The sequence below is a fragment of the Herbaspirillum frisingense GSF30 genome (assembly GCF_000300975.2).
Classification (GTDB): Bacteria; Pseudomonadota; Gammaproteobacteria; order Burkholderiales; family Burkholderiaceae_D; genus Herbaspirillum; species Herbaspirillum frisingense.
Map to the genome: position 1 here is coordinate 1 of NZ_AEEC02000004.1, position 15675 is coordinate 15675.

A 15675-nucleotide genomic window follows, 5' to 3' on the forward strand; every position below is an offset into this window, starting at 1 on the left:
CGGCAAAAACACGCACCCATCCCACCCGGCTGCATACAACGCCACAGGCCGCTTTTATTAGCATTGCGCTCCTGCTCTCAATAGGCTGACCTCGATTCGAGTGCAAGTGACGCTTAAGTCTGTTGCCCACAGGATCGGCCCGGACAAAGCTCCCAGCCGATACACCCCCTTCAATTGGATATCTTATCCACTGCCTGTCGCGCCCACAGACCGACGCATCGATTGCACGACATCAAGTTGAAAACTTAGTATTTGGGGAACAAGCAAGGCGCAAAGGAGCGTCCAGTGTGGCCTCGATAATTCGTTAACTTAGTTTATGCACAGGGCAGCCTTCAAGTTTGCGCAGGACTTATCTTATCCACAGCGCCTAAACACTCCCTCGACGTCCATGGCTGATGGCTTGCTCGAGCAACATCCGGCCGAGCATTGAGTGACTGTAATGACCTCACCCACGCACCCAACCCTCGCAACCACTAGACAATAAAAAAGCCGGCAATGCCGGCTTTTTCAATGAAGCAGTGCTGATGCAGTATCAGAACTTGTAAGCGACACGTGCCACAGCGAAGTTCACGCCGCCGTTGGGCTGCTTGATGCCACCGTTGGAGAAGTGCTGCAGGCGGATGCCCAGGTCCAGGCCATTGCTGAACACATAGCCGGCACCGACGTGGTCGCCGAACTGGAAAGCGGTGGACAGGACCTTGTCGTTATTGCGATACAGCTTGGAGAACAGGTGCACGCCGATACCTGCTTCGCCGTAGAAACCCTTGCCATCATCACGCTGGAAGCGCAGCACCGGGGTCAGGCCCAGGTCGACCAGATTGCCGCTGTCGTTGGTGTTGTTGTAGTGGTTCATGCGCCAGTTGGCCAGCGACAGATCCCAGTAGCCACCGATATGGGTGCCGTTCGATTGCCAGAAATTCCAGTTCGGGCCCCAGTTGAACTGTGCGCCCAGGCGCACCAGTTGCGTGTTGTTGCCGGTACCGTATTCAACCGACACGCCGTCGATGGCGTAGCTCGGGGACTGGATGGCGAAAGCGGCGACGCCGGCAAATGCGATCTTGGCAACCAGGCTCTTCAGTTTAGTCATGGATATTCTTTCAGCGCGTAAATAGTTTTGAAGGTTCTTTGCGAGGATTCAGCGCAGACCGTGCAGTCCGCGATAACGCGCTATTCTCTCATAATCATCACAAAAGCATACTCGTGTGTCTGTTTTTGGCGCCTCTACGCCACATCCGCGCGCGGCCTCAGGGGCGATAGCTGTATTCCAGCCGTCCCGGCACGGCAACCCGGATCGCCAGCACGTGGCCGGAGAACGGGTACTGCGCCAGCTCTGCCTCGCTACGCCCATTGCGCCCGGTGGTAATGAACAGCGTGCGCAGATCAGGGCCGCCCAGGGCCACCATGGTCGGGCAACGTGCGGGCAGGCGAATTTCCTGCAATATCTCGCCCTGCGGCGACAGCCTCAATACCCGTCCGCCCTCGAACATCGCGCACCAGTACGCTCCTTCGCTATCCACTGCAGCGCCGTCCGGACGGCCGCCGTAATCGGGCACGGTCTTGTCGCTGTCGAACTGGCGAAGCAGGCGGCAGTTGCTGGTCTGCCCGGTGGCCAGGTCGTAGTCGTAGACATTGATCCGATGCGCCGGCGTGTTGGAGTGATACATCAGGCGTTGGTCCGGACTGAAAGCCACGCCATTGGACGTCGTCACGGCATGATGGGCATCGCGCAGGGCGTTGCGTTCGAAACAGTAGAGCGTGCCGGCCTCCCGATCGCGGGGCTCGTAAATCGTCCCGCACCAGAAACGACCAGCTGCGTCACAGCGACCATCGTTGAAGCGAATCCGACCGGTGTCATACGGAGCAGCCAGCATGGCCAACAAGGCGCCATTGCCGGTATTGAGATGAAACATGCCAGTACGCAGAGCCACCACCAGGCCGCCCTGAGCGTGTTTGACGATGCTGCCGGGTTCTTCCGGCATGTCCCAGCGCTGGTGTTGCTGGGTATCGAGCACCAGTCGGTGAACCGACTTGCCAGGGATATCGATCCAGTACAGCGCACCTTCCTCCGCATGCCATAAGGGCGATTCTCCCAGCAACATGGGCTCGGGTGAAATCGCGGTAATGCTGTCGGCAGAGAAATTGAAGGGCACTGGAGGCATGGGCGTACTAGTTCACAGGAATAAGGGAGGCCTCATTATGCCCCTGTGCTGCGGTTTGATAAACCTGATCAGCAAACCTCCTCTGTCACTCGCCCTGGAAAGCAGAACGGCATGCTTTACGCATGCCGCTATCCATTCGCCGTCCGTTGCCCGCCAATGGCACCGGGGGTCTGAAGAAAAAGTACTTCAGGCCCCCGGCCTCATTTATCGCGAGTGAATCAGTTGGACCAGCCACCATCTATCATGTGGATCGAGCCGGTCGTGAAATTGGACTCATCCGAGGCCAGGTACAAGGCCAGCGCCGCCACTTCCTCCGCCTTGCCGATACGTCCCATGGGCTGACGTGCCACGAAGGCTGCGCGTACCTCGTCCTCGCTCTTGCCGGTCTCCTTGGCCTGCGTGCTGATACGCTGGTTCAGGGAGGGCGATTCGATGGTGCCTGGGCAGATCGCGTTGCAGCGCACGCCCTGTGCGACGAAGTCCGCCGCGACCGATTTCGTCAGACCGACGACGGCTGCCTTGGATGCGCCATAGGCGAAGCGGTTGGCAACACCCTTCACGCTCGATGCCGCCGAGGCGATGTTGACGATCGAGCCTGCCTTCTTGGCCAGCATTCCCGGCAGCACCGCGCGGATGGTGTGGAACATGGCCTTGGCATTGAGGTTGAAGGAAAAATCCCAGGCCTTGTCGTCGCATTCCAGGATATTGCCCGCTGCCACATAGCCGGCGCAGTTGAACAGTACGTCGATGGTGCCGACTTCGGCCACCAGTGCCTTGATGGCGGCATCATCGGTCACGTCCAGAATGCGCGTCTCCACGCCGGCGATACCGTTGAGTGCATCGAGGTGCTGCTTGCTGATGTCGGTGGCGATCACGCGTGCTCCCTCGCGGGCGAACAGCTCGGTGGAAGCGCGGCCGATGCCTTGCGCAGCGGCGGTGATGAGGACGGTCTTGCCGGCGAGGCGGCCAGTGGATGCGGACATGCTTGTTCCTTTGCGTTTAAATGAGTTTGCGATTGGCCAGGTTCTTGAACAACGCCGTCAGGCCGAAGGTCCACGGTGCGGTCTGGTCGCTGAAGTTGACCGTGTTCACCAGCGCGCCCAACGTGGGGGTCGAGATCGTCACGATGTCGGCGACCTGGTGGGTAAAGCCCTGACCGGGACCGAAGCGATCCTGGGTCGGCGCGAACATGGTCCCCAGGAACAGCACCAGGCCATCCGGATACTGGTGATTGGGGCCGATCGCATGTTCCACCAGCTGCAGCGGATCACGGCTGATCATGGACATCGAACTGCTGCCCTTGAGCGTAAAGCCTTCGGTACCATCGACACGCATTGTAAGTTCGGCGCGACGCACATCGTCAATTGAAAAGTTTGCGTCGAACAGACGAATGAAAGGCCCCACCGCGCAGGACGCATTGTTGTCCTTGGCCTTGCCCAGCAGCAGGGCGCTGCGGCCCTCGAAATCGCGCAGGTTGACGTCGTTGCCCAGGGTCGCACCCACCACCTTGCCACGGCTGTTGATGGCCAGCACGATTTCCGGTTCCGGATTGTTCCAGGCCGATTTCGGGTGGATACCGACTTCGTCGCCCAGCCCCACCGAGGACATCGGCTGGGCCTTGGTGAAGATCTCCGCATCCGGACCGATGCCCACTTCCAGGTATTGTGACCACACGCCTTGCTCCAGCAGCACTTCCTTCAGGCGTGCCGCTTCGGGCGAGCCCGGTACGACGCTGGAGAGGTTGTCTCCGATCACCGCCGTGATGGCCTTGCGCACCGACTCTGCCTTGCCGGCGTCGCCGCGTGCCTGTTCTTCGATCACCCGCTCCAGCATGCTGGCCACGAAGGTCACGCCGCTGGCCTTGACGGCCTGCAGATCGATGGGTGCCAGCAACCACGGGCGAGATGTATCGCGGCGACCTGCATCGGCATTGTCCAGCAGTTCCTGCAAGCTGGCGATGCGGGTCATGTTGCTGGCGGCGCGCACGGCCGCAGCAGGATCGTCCAGCTCCAGCAGTTCGCTGGAGGTGGCCGCAATCAGGGTCAGGTCATAGGCGCCTTCGGCGTCGATCTTCACCAGCACCGGGCCGACGCCCGGTTGCCAGACGCGGCCGATCAGCGTGGCCTGGGCGTGGTCTTCAGGCAGGTGTGCCTGGAGCGAAAAGGTATGTGCCATGTTCTTGTTTCCTTATGTTGGAGGCTGGCCCGGACTACACGGGAAGCGGGTCTGCCGGGATGTCATGTACTGCAAGGGGGAGTAGACCAACCGCGCTCACTGCGCTCACTGCGTTTACCGCGGGCGAAGCATCCTCGCCATGAATTTCCCCGGGGGGAAAGGATGCTTGGCCTGCAGTCCGCCTCACCCTGTCCTGCCCGGGTGAGGCGGATAAGCCTAATCCGGCCGGGGCCGGACCAGGATGATCTGCATCAGGTATAGACGCCGATGTGCCAGGGCACGAACTCGTCCTGACCATAGCCATGCAGCTCGCTCTTGGTCTTCTTGCCGGACGCGGTATCGAGGATCATCTGGAAGAAGCGTTCCCCGATCTCCTGTGGCGTCACGTTGCCGTCGGCGATCTCGCCGCAGTTGATGTCCATGTCTTCTTCCTGGCGTTGCCACAGCGCCGTGTTGGTCGCCAGCTTCAGCGACGGCGATGGTGCGCAGCCATAGGCCGAACCACGGCCGGTAGTGAAGCAGATCATGTTGGCGCCGCCGGCGACCTGGCCGGTGGCCGAGATCGGGTCGTAGCCCGGGGTATCCATGAAGACGAAGCCCTTGGCGGTCACGGTCTCGGCGTACTTGTAGACATCCACCAGATTGGTGGTGCCACCCTTGGCCACCGCACCCAGCGATTTCTCCAGAATGGTGGTCAAGCCGCCCGCCTTGTTGCCGGCCGAGGGATTATTGTTCATCTCGGCATCGTTCTTGGCGCAATATTCTTCCCACCAGGCGATGCGCGCCAGCAGCTTCTCGCCCACCTCGGAAGACACCGCGCGACGCGTGAGCAGGTGTTCGGCGCCATAGATTTCAGGTGTCTCGGACAGAATCGCCGTGCCGCCGTGTTTCACCAGCAGGTCAACCGCCGCGCCCAGCGCCGGGTTGGCGGTGATGCCCGAGTAGCCATCCGAACCACCGCACTGCAGGCCCAGCGTCAGGTGCTTGGCTGGCACCGGCTCGCGCTTGATGTCATTGGCCTTGGGCAGCATCTTCTTGATCTTCTCGATCCCCAGCGCCACCGTCTTGGCGGTGCCGCCAGTGCTCTGGATGGTGAAGGTATGGAAGTATTCCCCTTCCTTCAGGTTGTGGCTGTCCATCAGGCCGGAAATCTGGTTGGTCTCGCACCCCAGCCCGACCACCAGCACGGCGGCGAAGTTGGGATGGGTGGCGTAGCCCGCCAGGGTACGGCGCAGGATCTGCAACGGTTCGCCTTGCGAATCCACCGCGCAGCCCAGACCGTGTGTCAGGGCGACCACGCCGTCGATATTGGGATAGTCGGCCAGCACTTCCGGGTGGATGTCGCGACGGAAGTAGTCGGCAATGGCGCGCGCGGCCGTGGCCGAGCAGTTCACTGAAGTCAGCACACCGATGTAGTTGCGCGTGGCCACGCGGCCGTCCGGGCGCACGATGCCCATGAAGGTGGCCGGCTGTGCCACGAAATCGACCGGCTTCACGTCCGCGCCAAAATGGTGTTCACGCGAAAACTCGGCCATGGCCAGGTTATGCGTATGCACGTGCTGACCCGGCGCGATGGCCTGGCTGGCCGTGCCAATGATCTGACCGTAGCGCTTGACCGGCTCGCCCACGGCAATGGCGCGGGTGGCCATCTTGTGACCGGCGGGAATCAGACCCTGGACCTTGAGGCCGCCTTCTTCCTGCAACACAGTGCCGGAGATGAGCTGCTGGCGGGCAATGACGACATCATCGACAGGATTGAGTCGGATGACGGGAGAGGTAGCTTTCATGTTGATCTCGGTGAGAACGTGGATGCTGCGGGCTGGCCGCGGAAGCGGCGGGCGCATGCGCTGCTCCTGGGAGCAGGGCATGCCGGAAATGCGGACTTACTTGGGCGCGAACTGTGCCAGGTCAGGCATGGGGCTGCCGACCCATTGCTGATAGATGGCGGGCAGCTTGCCATTCTTCAGATTGGCGGTGATCCATTCGTTGAGCCACTTTTCCAGTGCCGGTTCACCCTTGCGCAGGCCGATGGCATAGGGGATGTCCTTGATGGCGAACTTGGTTTCCAGGTTCTTGGACGGGTTCTGCTTGGCGATGGCCGAGGCCAGCGAGTTCGGCGTGCACAGGGCATCGACCTGACCGGAGATGATGGCCGCGGTCACGGTGGCATCGTCGTCAAAGCGCACGATGTTGGTTCCCTTGGGGGCGAGCGGGGTCAGCAGCGAATCCTGCATGTTGCCGCGGACCACGGCCACGCGCTTGCCGACCAGGTCGTTGAGGCTCTTGATGTTCTCACCCTTGGGCGCGGCCACCACGAACTGCGAGGCGCCATACGGCTGGGTGAAGGCCACCACCTTCTGGCGTTCCGGTGTGATCGAGAAGGACGAGATCACCATGTCGGCCTTGCCGGTCATCAGGAAGGGGATGCGGTTGGGGCCGGTGACCTGCACGATCTCCAGCTCCACGCCCATGTCCTTGGCCAGCAGGCGCGCGGTTTCCACGTCCGAGCCCTGCGGCTCCAGCTTGGCATTGGTCATCCCGAACGGCGGCGCACCCAGGTCGATCGCGATCAGCACCTTCTTGCGTGCCTTGATATCGGCCAGCGCGTCGGCGTGGGCGGCCTGCGCGAAGCAAGCCAGGCCCAGCACGACGGCGGCAGCCTTCTTGGTGAAATTGAGCAGATTCTTCATTGCGGTCTCCTGAGTGGTTTATTTGATACTGCCTGAGAAAAACAAATTCTGTGCGACAAAGTCTGTGCGCTCCGAAAACTCAGAGATCGCTGGACACGAACTTCTGCAACTCGGCCGTCTTCGGATTGCTGAACAGCTCATCCGGCGGGCCGACCTCCCACACCTGGCCCTGGTGCATGAAGACCAGCACGTCGGCCAGCTTGCGGGCAAAGGCCATCTCGTGCGTGACCAACACCATGGTCATGCCGCCACGGGCCAGGTCTTCCATCACCTTCAGCACTTCGGCCGTCAGTTCCGGGTCCAGCGCCGAGGTCACTTCATCGAAGAGCATCAGTTCCGGCGCCATCGCCAGCGAGCGTGCGATGGCCACGCGCTGCGCCTGGCCGCCGGAGAGCTGTTCGGGATAGGCTTCCTTCTTGTTTTCCAGTCCCACCAGCTGCAGCACCTTGTGGGCGATCTTCCTGGCTTCCTCGGTCGACATCTTCTTGATGGTGGTCAGCGCCAGCGTGATGTTGCGCTCCACCGTCAGATGCGGGAACAGGTTGTAGCTCTGGAAGACGATACCGACCTGCTTGCGCAGTTCGCGCAGGTTGAGGCGGTCGGGATGATGGATGTCATGGCCACAGACATTGATGTCGCCGGCATCCACCTTTTCCAGTCCGTTCAGGCAGCGCAGCAGGGTGCTCTTGCCCGATCCGCTCTTGCCGATGATGGCCACCATCTGTCCCTTTTGCACATCCAGCGAAACGCCGTTCAACACCTTGTTGGTACCGAAGCTCTTGTGCAGATCCTTGATCTTAACGATTGCTGACATTCAATTTCCTTTCAAAGTGCTTGGACAGCGCCGACAGCGGGAAGCACAGGCAAAAATAGATGAGCGCGACGCAGCCGAAGACGGTGAACGGCTGGAAGGTCGAGTTGTTGATGATCTGGCCGGCACGGGACAGATCGACGAAGCCGATCACCGAGGCCAGCGAGGTGTTCTTCACGATCTGCACCATGAATCCCACCGTGGGCGGCGTGGCGATCTTGATGGCCTGCGGCAGGATCACCTTGGTCAATTGCTCGTAGCGGTTGAAGCCCAGGCATTCCGAGGCCTCCCATTGGGTCTTGGGTACCGCCTGGATGCAGCCGCGCCAGATTTCGCCCAGGAAGGCCGCGCAGTAGATCGCAAAAGAGATGCCGGCTGCTACCAACGGCGTCAGCTTGAAGCCGGCGATGGCCAGTCCGAAATAGGCCACGAACAGGATCACCAGCAGCGGAATGCCTTGCACCACCTGGATATAGCCGCTGGCGATGTTGCGCAGCAGGCGGTTGGGGGAGACCCGCCACAGCGCGATCACGAACCCGGCCACACCGCCGAAGGCAAACGCCACCAGCGACAGCACCACGGTCCAGACGGCCGCCTGCAGCAGGTATTCGACGTGCAGGAAACTAAAGGAATTCATCGCCGCTCCTCACAGGTTGGTGCCAAGCTTGCGCTTGCGCACGAAGGCCAGCTGGCTGATCAGCCAGAACGCGCCACGGAACAGGAAGGACAGCGCCAGGTAGGCCACTGCGATGACCGCATAGACCTCGAAGCTGCGGAAGGTCTCCGACTGCACCAGGTTGGCGGTCGCCGTCAGCTCTTCCGCCGAAATCTGCGAGGTGATGCTGGAGGCCAGCATCAGCAGGATGAACTGGCTGGTCAGTGATGGATAGACGCGCTCCACCGCCGGCAGCAACACCACATGCCAGTACACATGCAGACGCGACATGCCCAGGCATTCGGCCGCCTCGATCTGGCCGGGGTGGATGGAGTTGATGCCGGCGCGCATGATCTCGGTGGTGTAGGCACCGACGTTGACGGTGAGGGCGATCACGGCAGCGGTCTCGGCCGAGAGCTTCCAGCCGATGCTGGCCAGACCGAAGAACACCAGGAATACCTGCACCAGCAGCGGGGTGTTGCGGATGATCTCGACATAGGCACGGATCAGGCCGCGCACCAGCGCCAGACGGCTCTTGCCAGCGATCGCGCACAGCGTGCCGACCACGAATCCCAGCGCGATGGACAGCGCCGAGAGCTGTATCGTCAACCAGGCGCCCATGAGCAGGCGGTCCCAGTTGGCGAAGACGCTCATGAAATCGAAGGTGTAGTTCATTGACGCTCCGATGTTCCTGGGCGGGGGATGGGCATGGGCATGAGGGTGGTCTCCTTTGCAGTTTTCCTGGGGGCGGCCTCTTGTTGTGCGACTGTTGCCGCGGGCCTTGGCATGATTGCCGGGGTTGTCTGCGCCTTGCGGCGCGCCTGGGTAACGCGATCTGGACATGGCCGCTAGAGCGGCTTGACGCCTCCCGCGCGAAATGTGGATGTCACGTGTGCAATACCGTTGACTAGCGGTGCGCCGAAGTCGGGAATGCTGATCTCGATGCTGTCGCCATCTTCGGTGCGCAGGCTGTAGGCGAAGGACAGGTTGGCCGCGCCCATGAAGTGCACGTGCACGTCACCCGCGTGCAGCAGGTGCGAATACTTGAAGTAGTGGTATTCCAGGTTCTCGATGCTGTGGCACATGTTGTCCTGGCCGGTCAGGAACTCCTGTTCCCAGATCACGCGGCCCTTGCGACGGATGCGGGTCATCCCCACCAGATGGGCCGGCGGCAGCCCCACCAGCAGCTCCGGTCCGAAGCTGCAGTGACGCAGCTTGGAATGCCCCTGGTAGAGGTAATTGCGACGCTCCATGACATGGTCCGAAAACTCGTTGCCGATGGCAAAGCCCAGCCGGCGCGGGCAGCCCTGGTCATCGATCAGGTACAGGCCGACGATCTCCGGTTCCTCGCCGCCGTCGAGCGCGAAATCCGGGCGCGGCAGCGGCTGACCGGGGGCGACGACGCTGCTGCCGTCGCCCTTGTAGAACCACTCCGGCTGCACGCCCACTTCGCCCGGGGCGGGGCGGCCACCGGCGATGCCCCATTCGATCATCAGCTGGGTATCGGTCTTGTCGAGTTCATCACCTTCCAGGCGGCGATGCATCTTGTCGCGGGTGGTGGCGCTGCCCAGATGGGTGGTGCCGGCGCCGGAAACGCGGCAATGCGCCGGATCGGGATGGCCCAGCGGTGCCAGGATGCGGGCCTCGGCCAGGATGGCGGCGTAGTCTTCGGACTGGTCGGTGTTGAGCAACTGGGCCTGACGCTCCAGCCCGGTGCTGCGCTGCAGCGCCAGCAGGGCCAGTTCGCGCATGGTCGCCACCTGGTCCAGCGCCTGGATGTGGCTGCCGTTGACGATGCCTACACGGCGCTCGCCCTTGCGGTCGCGGTATTGAATCAGCCTCACCGGGTCTCCTTGTCTGTCCGCAATGTCGGTTCTGGTCAGCCAGGCGACGAAACGGCGAGGACGATCAGGCATTCGCAGGCGGCAGGAATGTCGCGCCTACGATGGATCGGTCCTGCCAACGTCTCCTGAGCTTTTTTCACGCATCGCCTTGGCAGGCCGATAGATGCGCTAGCATTGTGGTTTTTTCCGGACCGACTATAAGAGGCGAGTACAACGATGTCCAATGAGCTTAATTCATCGGGTGATAACCAACTCGGAGATGGCGCCGGCGCGCTGCCTTCGGTGGGGTCCATCGTCAGCCGCCTGCGCTTTCGCCAGGTCGCGCTGCTGACGGCACTCGACGAGCAGGGCTCGCTGCACAAGGCGGCCGAGGTGATGCACATGACCCAGCCGGCGGCCACCAAGGCCCTGCATGAAATGGAGGATGCCCTGGGCGTAACCCTGTTCGACCGCTCGCCACGCGGCATCGAGGCCACCGAGCTGGGCCGTTGCGTGATCCGCTATGCGCGCCTGATCCAGAGCGACGTGGCCAATCTGCGCGAGGAATTGCAGAACATGATCAGCGGTCGCGGCGGCCGCCTGTCCATCGGCACCATCATGGGGGCCGCACCCTTCGTCACGCGTGCGCTCTCGCGCCTGCGCGAAATCCAGCCGGAAGTCTCCATCGAGATCAGCGAAGACACCAGCGCGCGCCAGTTGCTGCTGCTGGACCAGGGGCGCATTGATCTGATGATCGGCCGCTCCTCGGTCAGTTCGCAACCCAATCTGTACAACTATGAAATGCTGCGCGGCGAGCCCATGTGCATCGTCTGCGGTATCGACCATCCCCTGGCCACCGCCCAGAAGGTGCGCCTGCAGGAGCTGGCCGGGGCCTCCTGGATCCTGTATTCCAGCAACATGCCCATGCGCATCTGGATCGAGCACGAGTTCAAGCTGGAGGGGCTGAAGGTGCCGGGCAACGTGATCGAGACCGCCTCGCCCTTCGTGACCATCACGCTGCTGGCGCAATCGAACATGGTGGCAGTGATGCCATTGGATATCGCCCACTTCTTCGCGGCGCGGCAGATGCTGGGCATCCTGCCGGTGAACCTGAAGACGCGCATCGAGCACTACGGCATCGTCACCCGCAAGAACACCACCCTGTCGTCGCTGGCCAAGATGTTCATCCAGATCCTGCGCCAGCAAAATTGAGTGAAAGATGGCGAGCCCAGCTGGCAGGACGGATGGGATGCTCCGCCACTCGCCATTGAGGTTTTTTTACGCGCTAGGGTTTTTCCGGATGTCGTGCAGCCGCGTTTTCCTGTTAGCCTTCGTCTGCGGTCGGGGTGACCGCATTCCCTTCTTCTCCGGTCGGCCTTCATGAATTTGCGTCTCACGCGTGCGCGCACGCGACTTGCTGCACAGCTTCCCGTTTCCTTCCAGGCTACTGCCGCGCGCAGCGTGCTGGCGTCACTCTGCCTTGGCGCCGCCTGGCTGCTGGCCGGATGTGCCGGCCAGCAGCCAGCCGCCCCTGATGCCGCCGCCAAGCAGGCCAGGCTGGACCAGGCACTGGCGCTGTTCTCCGCCAATCCGCCCAAGGGCCTTCCTGCTGGCTGGGAACCGCTGGTCTTCACCCGCAAGAAGATTCCTACCGAATACCGTCTGGTCGATGACAATGGGCGCAGCGTGCTGCATGCCTTTGCCGACCGTGCTTCGTCCGGTCTGCGTCATCCGGTCGACATCGACATCAACAAGAAGCCCTGGCTGTCCTGGAGCTGGAAGGCCAGTGGCCTGATCCCGACGGCCGATCTCACTCACCGCGAGACCGATGATTCGCCGGTGCGCATCGTGCTGGCCTTCGATGGTGACCATGACAAGCTTTCGCTGATGGACACCATCCTCTTCGATACCGCCAAATTGCTGACCGGGCATGAGCTGCCTTATGCCACGCTGATGTATGTCTGGGATAGCAAGGCGCAGGTGGGGCAGGTGATCGCCAATGGTCGTACCGGCCGCATCCAGATGCTGGTCGCCGAGAGCGGCCCGGAGCACGTGGGCCAGTGGCGCAAGTACCAGCGCAATGTCGCCGAGGATTATGAACGTATCTTCGGCGAGAAGCCGGGACGCCTGATCGGCGTGGGGGTGTTGACCGATACCGACAATACCGGCCAGAAGATGGAAGCGTGGTACGGCGATATCCGCCTCATGCGCGAGGCGGAAACGCTGCCCTGAAAGGGGGATGGCCTGAAATCAGGCAGGGCGGCCTAGACGCCGCGCCACCAGGCCGCGACGTGTCCCCAGAATCCCTTGGGGCCGTCTTCGAAGAGCCAGGGCTTCTCGCGTTTCAATTTGTCCATCATGTCCTGCTCGGCCTTTTCGGAGACATTGCCGAAGGCCCGTCCCAGCTTCAGCAGAGTGCGCATGGCCCCCAGCTTTTCGCGCGCCACCATGCCGGAGGCGTGTTCGATGGCGATGTGGGTCTCGCGCAATTCCTGCACCATGGCCGCCGCCAGCAGTGCGGCCGGGGTGCGGAGGCGCTCCTGCACCACCGAGATGCTGGTGGCCGAGGCCTTGATCTGCGCGGCCAGCACATCGATCTGGGTTTCATCGCCCTTGGCCTGCTTGATGATGGCACTGGCCCAGGCGCGCGAGGCATTGACCAGGTCATCGGTGGTCCAGTCGTGGCGCACCGCGATCCAGAAGCCGTAATTCGCAGCCTGTTCGATCAGGATCTGCACCACATCCGGAAATTCCTTGTCCATCGCCCGTCTCGCCCAGGCGTACTGGCCCGACAGCATCAGGTGCTGTACCGCTTCTTCGGTGAGGAAATTGGTGTTCTCCGAAACCTTGGCCAACAGATAACTATCGAAGGACGGCTTGACGAAGCCCGAATCGATCTTGGTCGAGAGCCGCACGAAGTTGTGATAATCCCGCTCCAGCGAGTCGTAGATCTCGTCCTTGAGGATGAGTTTGATCTGTTTCATGCTGCTTCCCCTCGGACCGGGTCCGATGTTGTTATTCCGGCAAAATGAGCGCGATCGCTGCCGGAGTGAGAGTGATGGCAAGTGCCAACAATGATGCTGCCAGGAAAACTGTTATCGGCTCATCTACGCCGAAACTTTACCGTCGTGCCTGCTTTAGGGGTACTTCCGCCGCACCTAGTAACTGCGCAGGCCGTAGCGCTGCCGGGTTTCCGCATCCGGCAGCAATTGCTCGCGATAGAGCTCCCACGCCGGGTCTGCTTGGATCGCCGCGCCGGTCTTGCAAGCCTGGCATAGCCGGGCCTGCAGGCTGGTGGCAATGCTCTCCAGCCCGTTCGGATCGATCACATAGAAATACGATTGCTGCTGGCCCTGGCTGAACGTGGTGCCGGCGTAGAGGCTGCGGGTTTTCCTGCCGATGGCAGCGGCGATGTCATCCGACAGGGATTCCAGCCGGTCCTGGTCGGCCACGGCCGGCAGGCCGTCGCCCGTGGCCGGGGCATAGTTCACGCGGGTCACCAGCACATAGGGAAAACCGGAGAGCGGAAACGCCCGGCGCAGGCCCATGTCCAGCTTGACCGTGTAGGCCAGCCCGGCGCGCTGGGTCTGGTAGGTCCACCATTCGGCGTCCTGCTCCTGCGCCGTGGCTTGCCCTGCAAGCAGCGCGAGCAGACCCGGGACCAGCAAGGCGAAGACGCGTCGCAGCGGCAACATCAGCTCGCCAGCAGGGCCAGCAACGCCAGCAAGGCGGGCAGGCCCTGGATATAGAGGATAGAGCGCTTGGCGGTCAGGCCGCCGTAGATGCCGGCCACCAGCACGCAGATCACGAAGAAGAACTGTACTGGCCGCTCGCCGGTCGCCAGGCTCCAGAACAGCCCGGCCGCGAGGAAGCCGTTATACAAGCCCTGGTTGGCCGCCAGCACGCGGGTCGCCTCGGCGGCCTGCTTCGATTGGCGGAAGGTCTTCAGTCCCAGCGGCTTGGTCCACAGGAACATCTCCAGGATCAGGATCCAGACATGCTCGATGGCGACCAGCAGCAGGAGGGCAGTGGCGAGGGTGTGCAAGGTTTCTCCCTTGTTATCGTTATCACAAATCAGGATTCAGATGCGTGCCGAGGATCATGCCTCAAACCGTGCCGCCCGCCAATGCCGTCCGGCCTGCCGTCTTACTTCGCCTGCAGGAATTTCTCGGCCAGCCTCACCCAGTAGGTGGCGCCGATGGGCAGCAGGTCATCGTTGAAGTCATAGCTGGGGTTGTGCAGGTTGCACGGGCCCAGGCCATGACCATGATCGCGGTGACCGCCGTCGCCATTGCCCAAAAACACATAGCAGCCCGGCTTGTGCTGCAGCATGAAGGCGAAATCCTCGGCCCCCATGGTCGGTTCGGTATGGGCATCGACATGATCGGCGCCGAACTGTTCGGTCAGCACCTCGACGGCGAATGCGGTCTCGGCGACGTGGTTGATCAGCGGCGGATAGTTGCGGTTGAAGCGGAAATCGACGGTGGCATCGAAGGCCGCGGCGGTGTGCTCGGCGATCTCCTGCATGCGGCGTTCGATCAGGTCCAGCACGGGCAGGCTGAAGGTGCGCACGGTGCCGACCATCATCGCCTCGTCGGGGATGACGTTGGTGGCGCTGCCGGTGTGGATCTGGGTGATCGAGACCACCGCCGGATCATTGGGGTTGATGTTGCGCGCCACGATGGTCTGCCAGGCCTGGGCGATCTGCACCGCCGTCATCACCGGATCGACCGCCTTGTGCGGTTGCGCCGCATGCGAGCCCTTGCCCTTGACGGTGACGTGGAACTCGTTGCTGGAGGCCATCTGTGCACCCGGCGTCACACCGAAATGACCGGCCGGGATGCCCGGCCAGTTGTGCATGCCGAAGACGGCGTCCATCGGGTATTTCTCGAACAGGCCATCCTGGATCATGCGCTCGGCGCCGCGTCCGCCTTCTTCGGCGGGCTGGAAGATGACATACACCGTGCCATCGAAATTGCGATGTTGCGAGAGGTAGTAGGCCGCGCCCAGCAGCATGGCGGTATGGCCGTCGTGGCCGCAGGCGTGCATCTTGCCCTCGTGGCGGGAGGCGTGGGCGAAGGTATTGATCTCGGGCATGGGCAGGGCGTCCATGTCGGCGCGCAAACCGATGGCGCGCGGGCTGTCGCCGTTCTTGATGATGCCGACCACGCCGGTCACGCCCAGGCCTCGTACTACCGGGATGCCCCATTCGGTGAGCTTCTGCGCGACCACATCGGCGGTGCGGACCTCTTCATAGGCGAGTTCGGGGTGGGCGTGGATGTCGCGGCGGATCTTCTGCAGTTCGGCCTGGAACTGGACGATGGGGTCGATGAGTTTCATGGTCTGGCTTGGTCTGGGACAG

General features: G+C 62.2%; 16 protein-coding genes. 2 read left to right on the forward strand and 14 right to left on the reverse strand.

The features are described from left to right. Positions 1 to 532 precede the first annotated feature (532 nt). The 10 genes from HFRIS_RS03895 to araD1 all read right to left on the reverse strand — a co-directional run bounded on the left by HFRIS_RS03895 (position 533) and on the right by araD1 (position 10334). Positions 533 to 1087, reverse strand: a complete 555-nt coding sequence (locus tag HFRIS_RS03895) for an acyloxyacyl hydrolase (RefSeq protein ID WP_006461930.1) — start codon at positions 1085 to 1087, stop codon at positions 533 to 535. 157 nt (positions 1088 to 1244) lie between these two features. Then, complete coding sequence (locus tag HFRIS_RS03900; protein WP_006461931.1) at positions 1245 to 2159, reverse strand: SMP-30/gluconolactonase/LRE family protein; 915 nt, start codon at positions 2157 to 2159, stop codon at positions 1245 to 1247. 218 nt (positions 2160 to 2377) lie between these two features. Then, on the reverse strand, positions 2378 to 3142 hold the full coding sequence (locus HFRIS_RS03905; protein WP_006461932.1) for an SDR family oxidoreductase: 765 nt from the start codon (positions 3140 to 3142) through the stop codon (positions 2378 to 2380). Positions 3143 to 3158: 16 nt separating this feature from the next. After that, positions 3159 to 4334 carry a fumarylacetoacetate hydrolase family protein gene (locus HFRIS_RS03910; protein WP_006461933.1) on the reverse strand — a complete coding sequence of 392 codons (1176 nt, stop codon included), beginning with the start codon at positions 4332 to 4334 and terminating at the stop codon, positions 3159 to 3161. A gap of 251 nt (positions 4335 to 4585) precedes the next feature. Then, on the reverse strand, positions 4586 to 6121 hold the full coding sequence (locus HFRIS_RS03915) for a UxaA family hydrolase (protein WP_039874401.1): 1536 nt from the start codon (positions 6119 to 6121) through the stop codon (positions 4586 to 4588). A 96-nt stretch (positions 6122 to 6217) separates the two neighbouring features. Continuing rightward, positions 6218 to 7024: a transporter substrate-binding domain-containing protein gene (locus HFRIS_RS03920; RefSeq protein WP_006461935.1), complete on the reverse strand. Its 807-nt coding sequence runs from the start codon at positions 7022 to 7024 to the stop codon at positions 6218 to 6220. 79 nt (positions 7025 to 7103) lie between these two features. After that, entirely contained in the window at positions 7104 to 7838 is a 735-nt protein-coding gene (locus tag HFRIS_RS03925) for an amino acid ABC transporter ATP-binding protein (protein ID WP_006461936.1), read from the reverse strand. After that, positions 7822 to 8472: an amino acid ABC transporter permease gene (locus HFRIS_RS03930; RefSeq protein WP_006461937.1), complete on the reverse strand. Its 651-nt coding sequence runs from the start codon at positions 8470 to 8472 to the stop codon at positions 7822 to 7824. Before HFRIS_RS03930 ends, HFRIS_RS03925 begins: the two co-directional genes overlap by 17 nt. 9 nt (positions 8473 to 8481) lie before the next feature. Next, complete coding sequence (locus HFRIS_RS03935; RefSeq protein ID WP_006461938.1) at positions 8482 to 9165, reverse strand: amino acid ABC transporter permease; 684 nt, start codon at positions 9163 to 9165, stop codon at positions 8482 to 8484. A 173-nt stretch (positions 9166 to 9338) separates the two neighbouring features. Further along, positions 9339 to 10334, reverse strand: a complete 996-nt coding sequence (araD1, locus tag HFRIS_RS03940) for an AraD1 family protein (protein ID WP_006461939.1) — start codon at positions 10332 to 10334, stop codon at positions 9339 to 9341. A 216-nt stretch (positions 10335 to 10550) separates the two neighbouring features. Between araD1 and HFRIS_RS03945 the strand changes: the two genes are divergently transcribed. Further along, positions 10551 to 11525 carry a LysR family transcriptional regulator gene (locus HFRIS_RS03945; RefSeq protein ID WP_006461940.1) on the forward strand — a complete coding sequence of 325 codons (975 nt, stop codon included), beginning with the start codon at positions 10551 to 10553 and terminating at the stop codon, positions 11523 to 11525. Positions 11526 to 11774: 249 nt separating this feature from the next. Continuing rightward, on the forward strand, positions 11775 to 12545 hold the full coding sequence (locus HFRIS_RS03950) for a DUF3047 domain-containing protein (protein WP_006461941.1): 771 nt from the start codon (positions 11775 to 11777) through the stop codon (positions 12543 to 12545). A 32-nt stretch (positions 12546 to 12577) separates the two neighbouring features. Here the strand turns inward: HFRIS_RS03950 and HFRIS_RS03955 are convergent, their stop codons facing one another. The 4 genes from HFRIS_RS03955 to HFRIS_RS03970 form a co-directional block, all read right to left on the reverse strand. Next, positions 12578 to 13297, reverse strand: a complete 720-nt coding sequence (locus HFRIS_RS03955) for a DUF4088 family protein (protein ID WP_006461942.1) — start codon at positions 13295 to 13297, stop codon at positions 12578 to 12580. 174 nt (positions 13298 to 13471) lie between these two features. Further along, entirely contained in the window at positions 13472 to 14008 is a 537-nt protein-coding gene (locus tag HFRIS_RS03960) for a DUF695 domain-containing protein (RefSeq protein WP_006461943.1), read from the reverse strand. Further along, the gene (locus HFRIS_RS03965) at positions 14008 to 14358 is read right to left on the reverse strand and encodes a DUF1304 domain-containing protein (RefSeq protein ID WP_006461944.1); all 351 of its coding nucleotides are present in this window, start codon (positions 14356 to 14358) and stop codon (positions 14008 to 14010) included. Before HFRIS_RS03965 ends, HFRIS_RS03960 begins: the two co-directional genes overlap by 1 nt. Before the next feature lie 101 nt (positions 14359 to 14459). Then, on the reverse strand, positions 14460 to 15653 hold the full coding sequence (locus HFRIS_RS03970; RefSeq protein WP_006461945.1) for a M20 aminoacylase family protein: 1194 nt from the start codon (positions 15651 to 15653) through the stop codon (positions 14460 to 14462). Between the last annotated feature and the right edge of the window lie 22 nt (positions 15654 to 15675).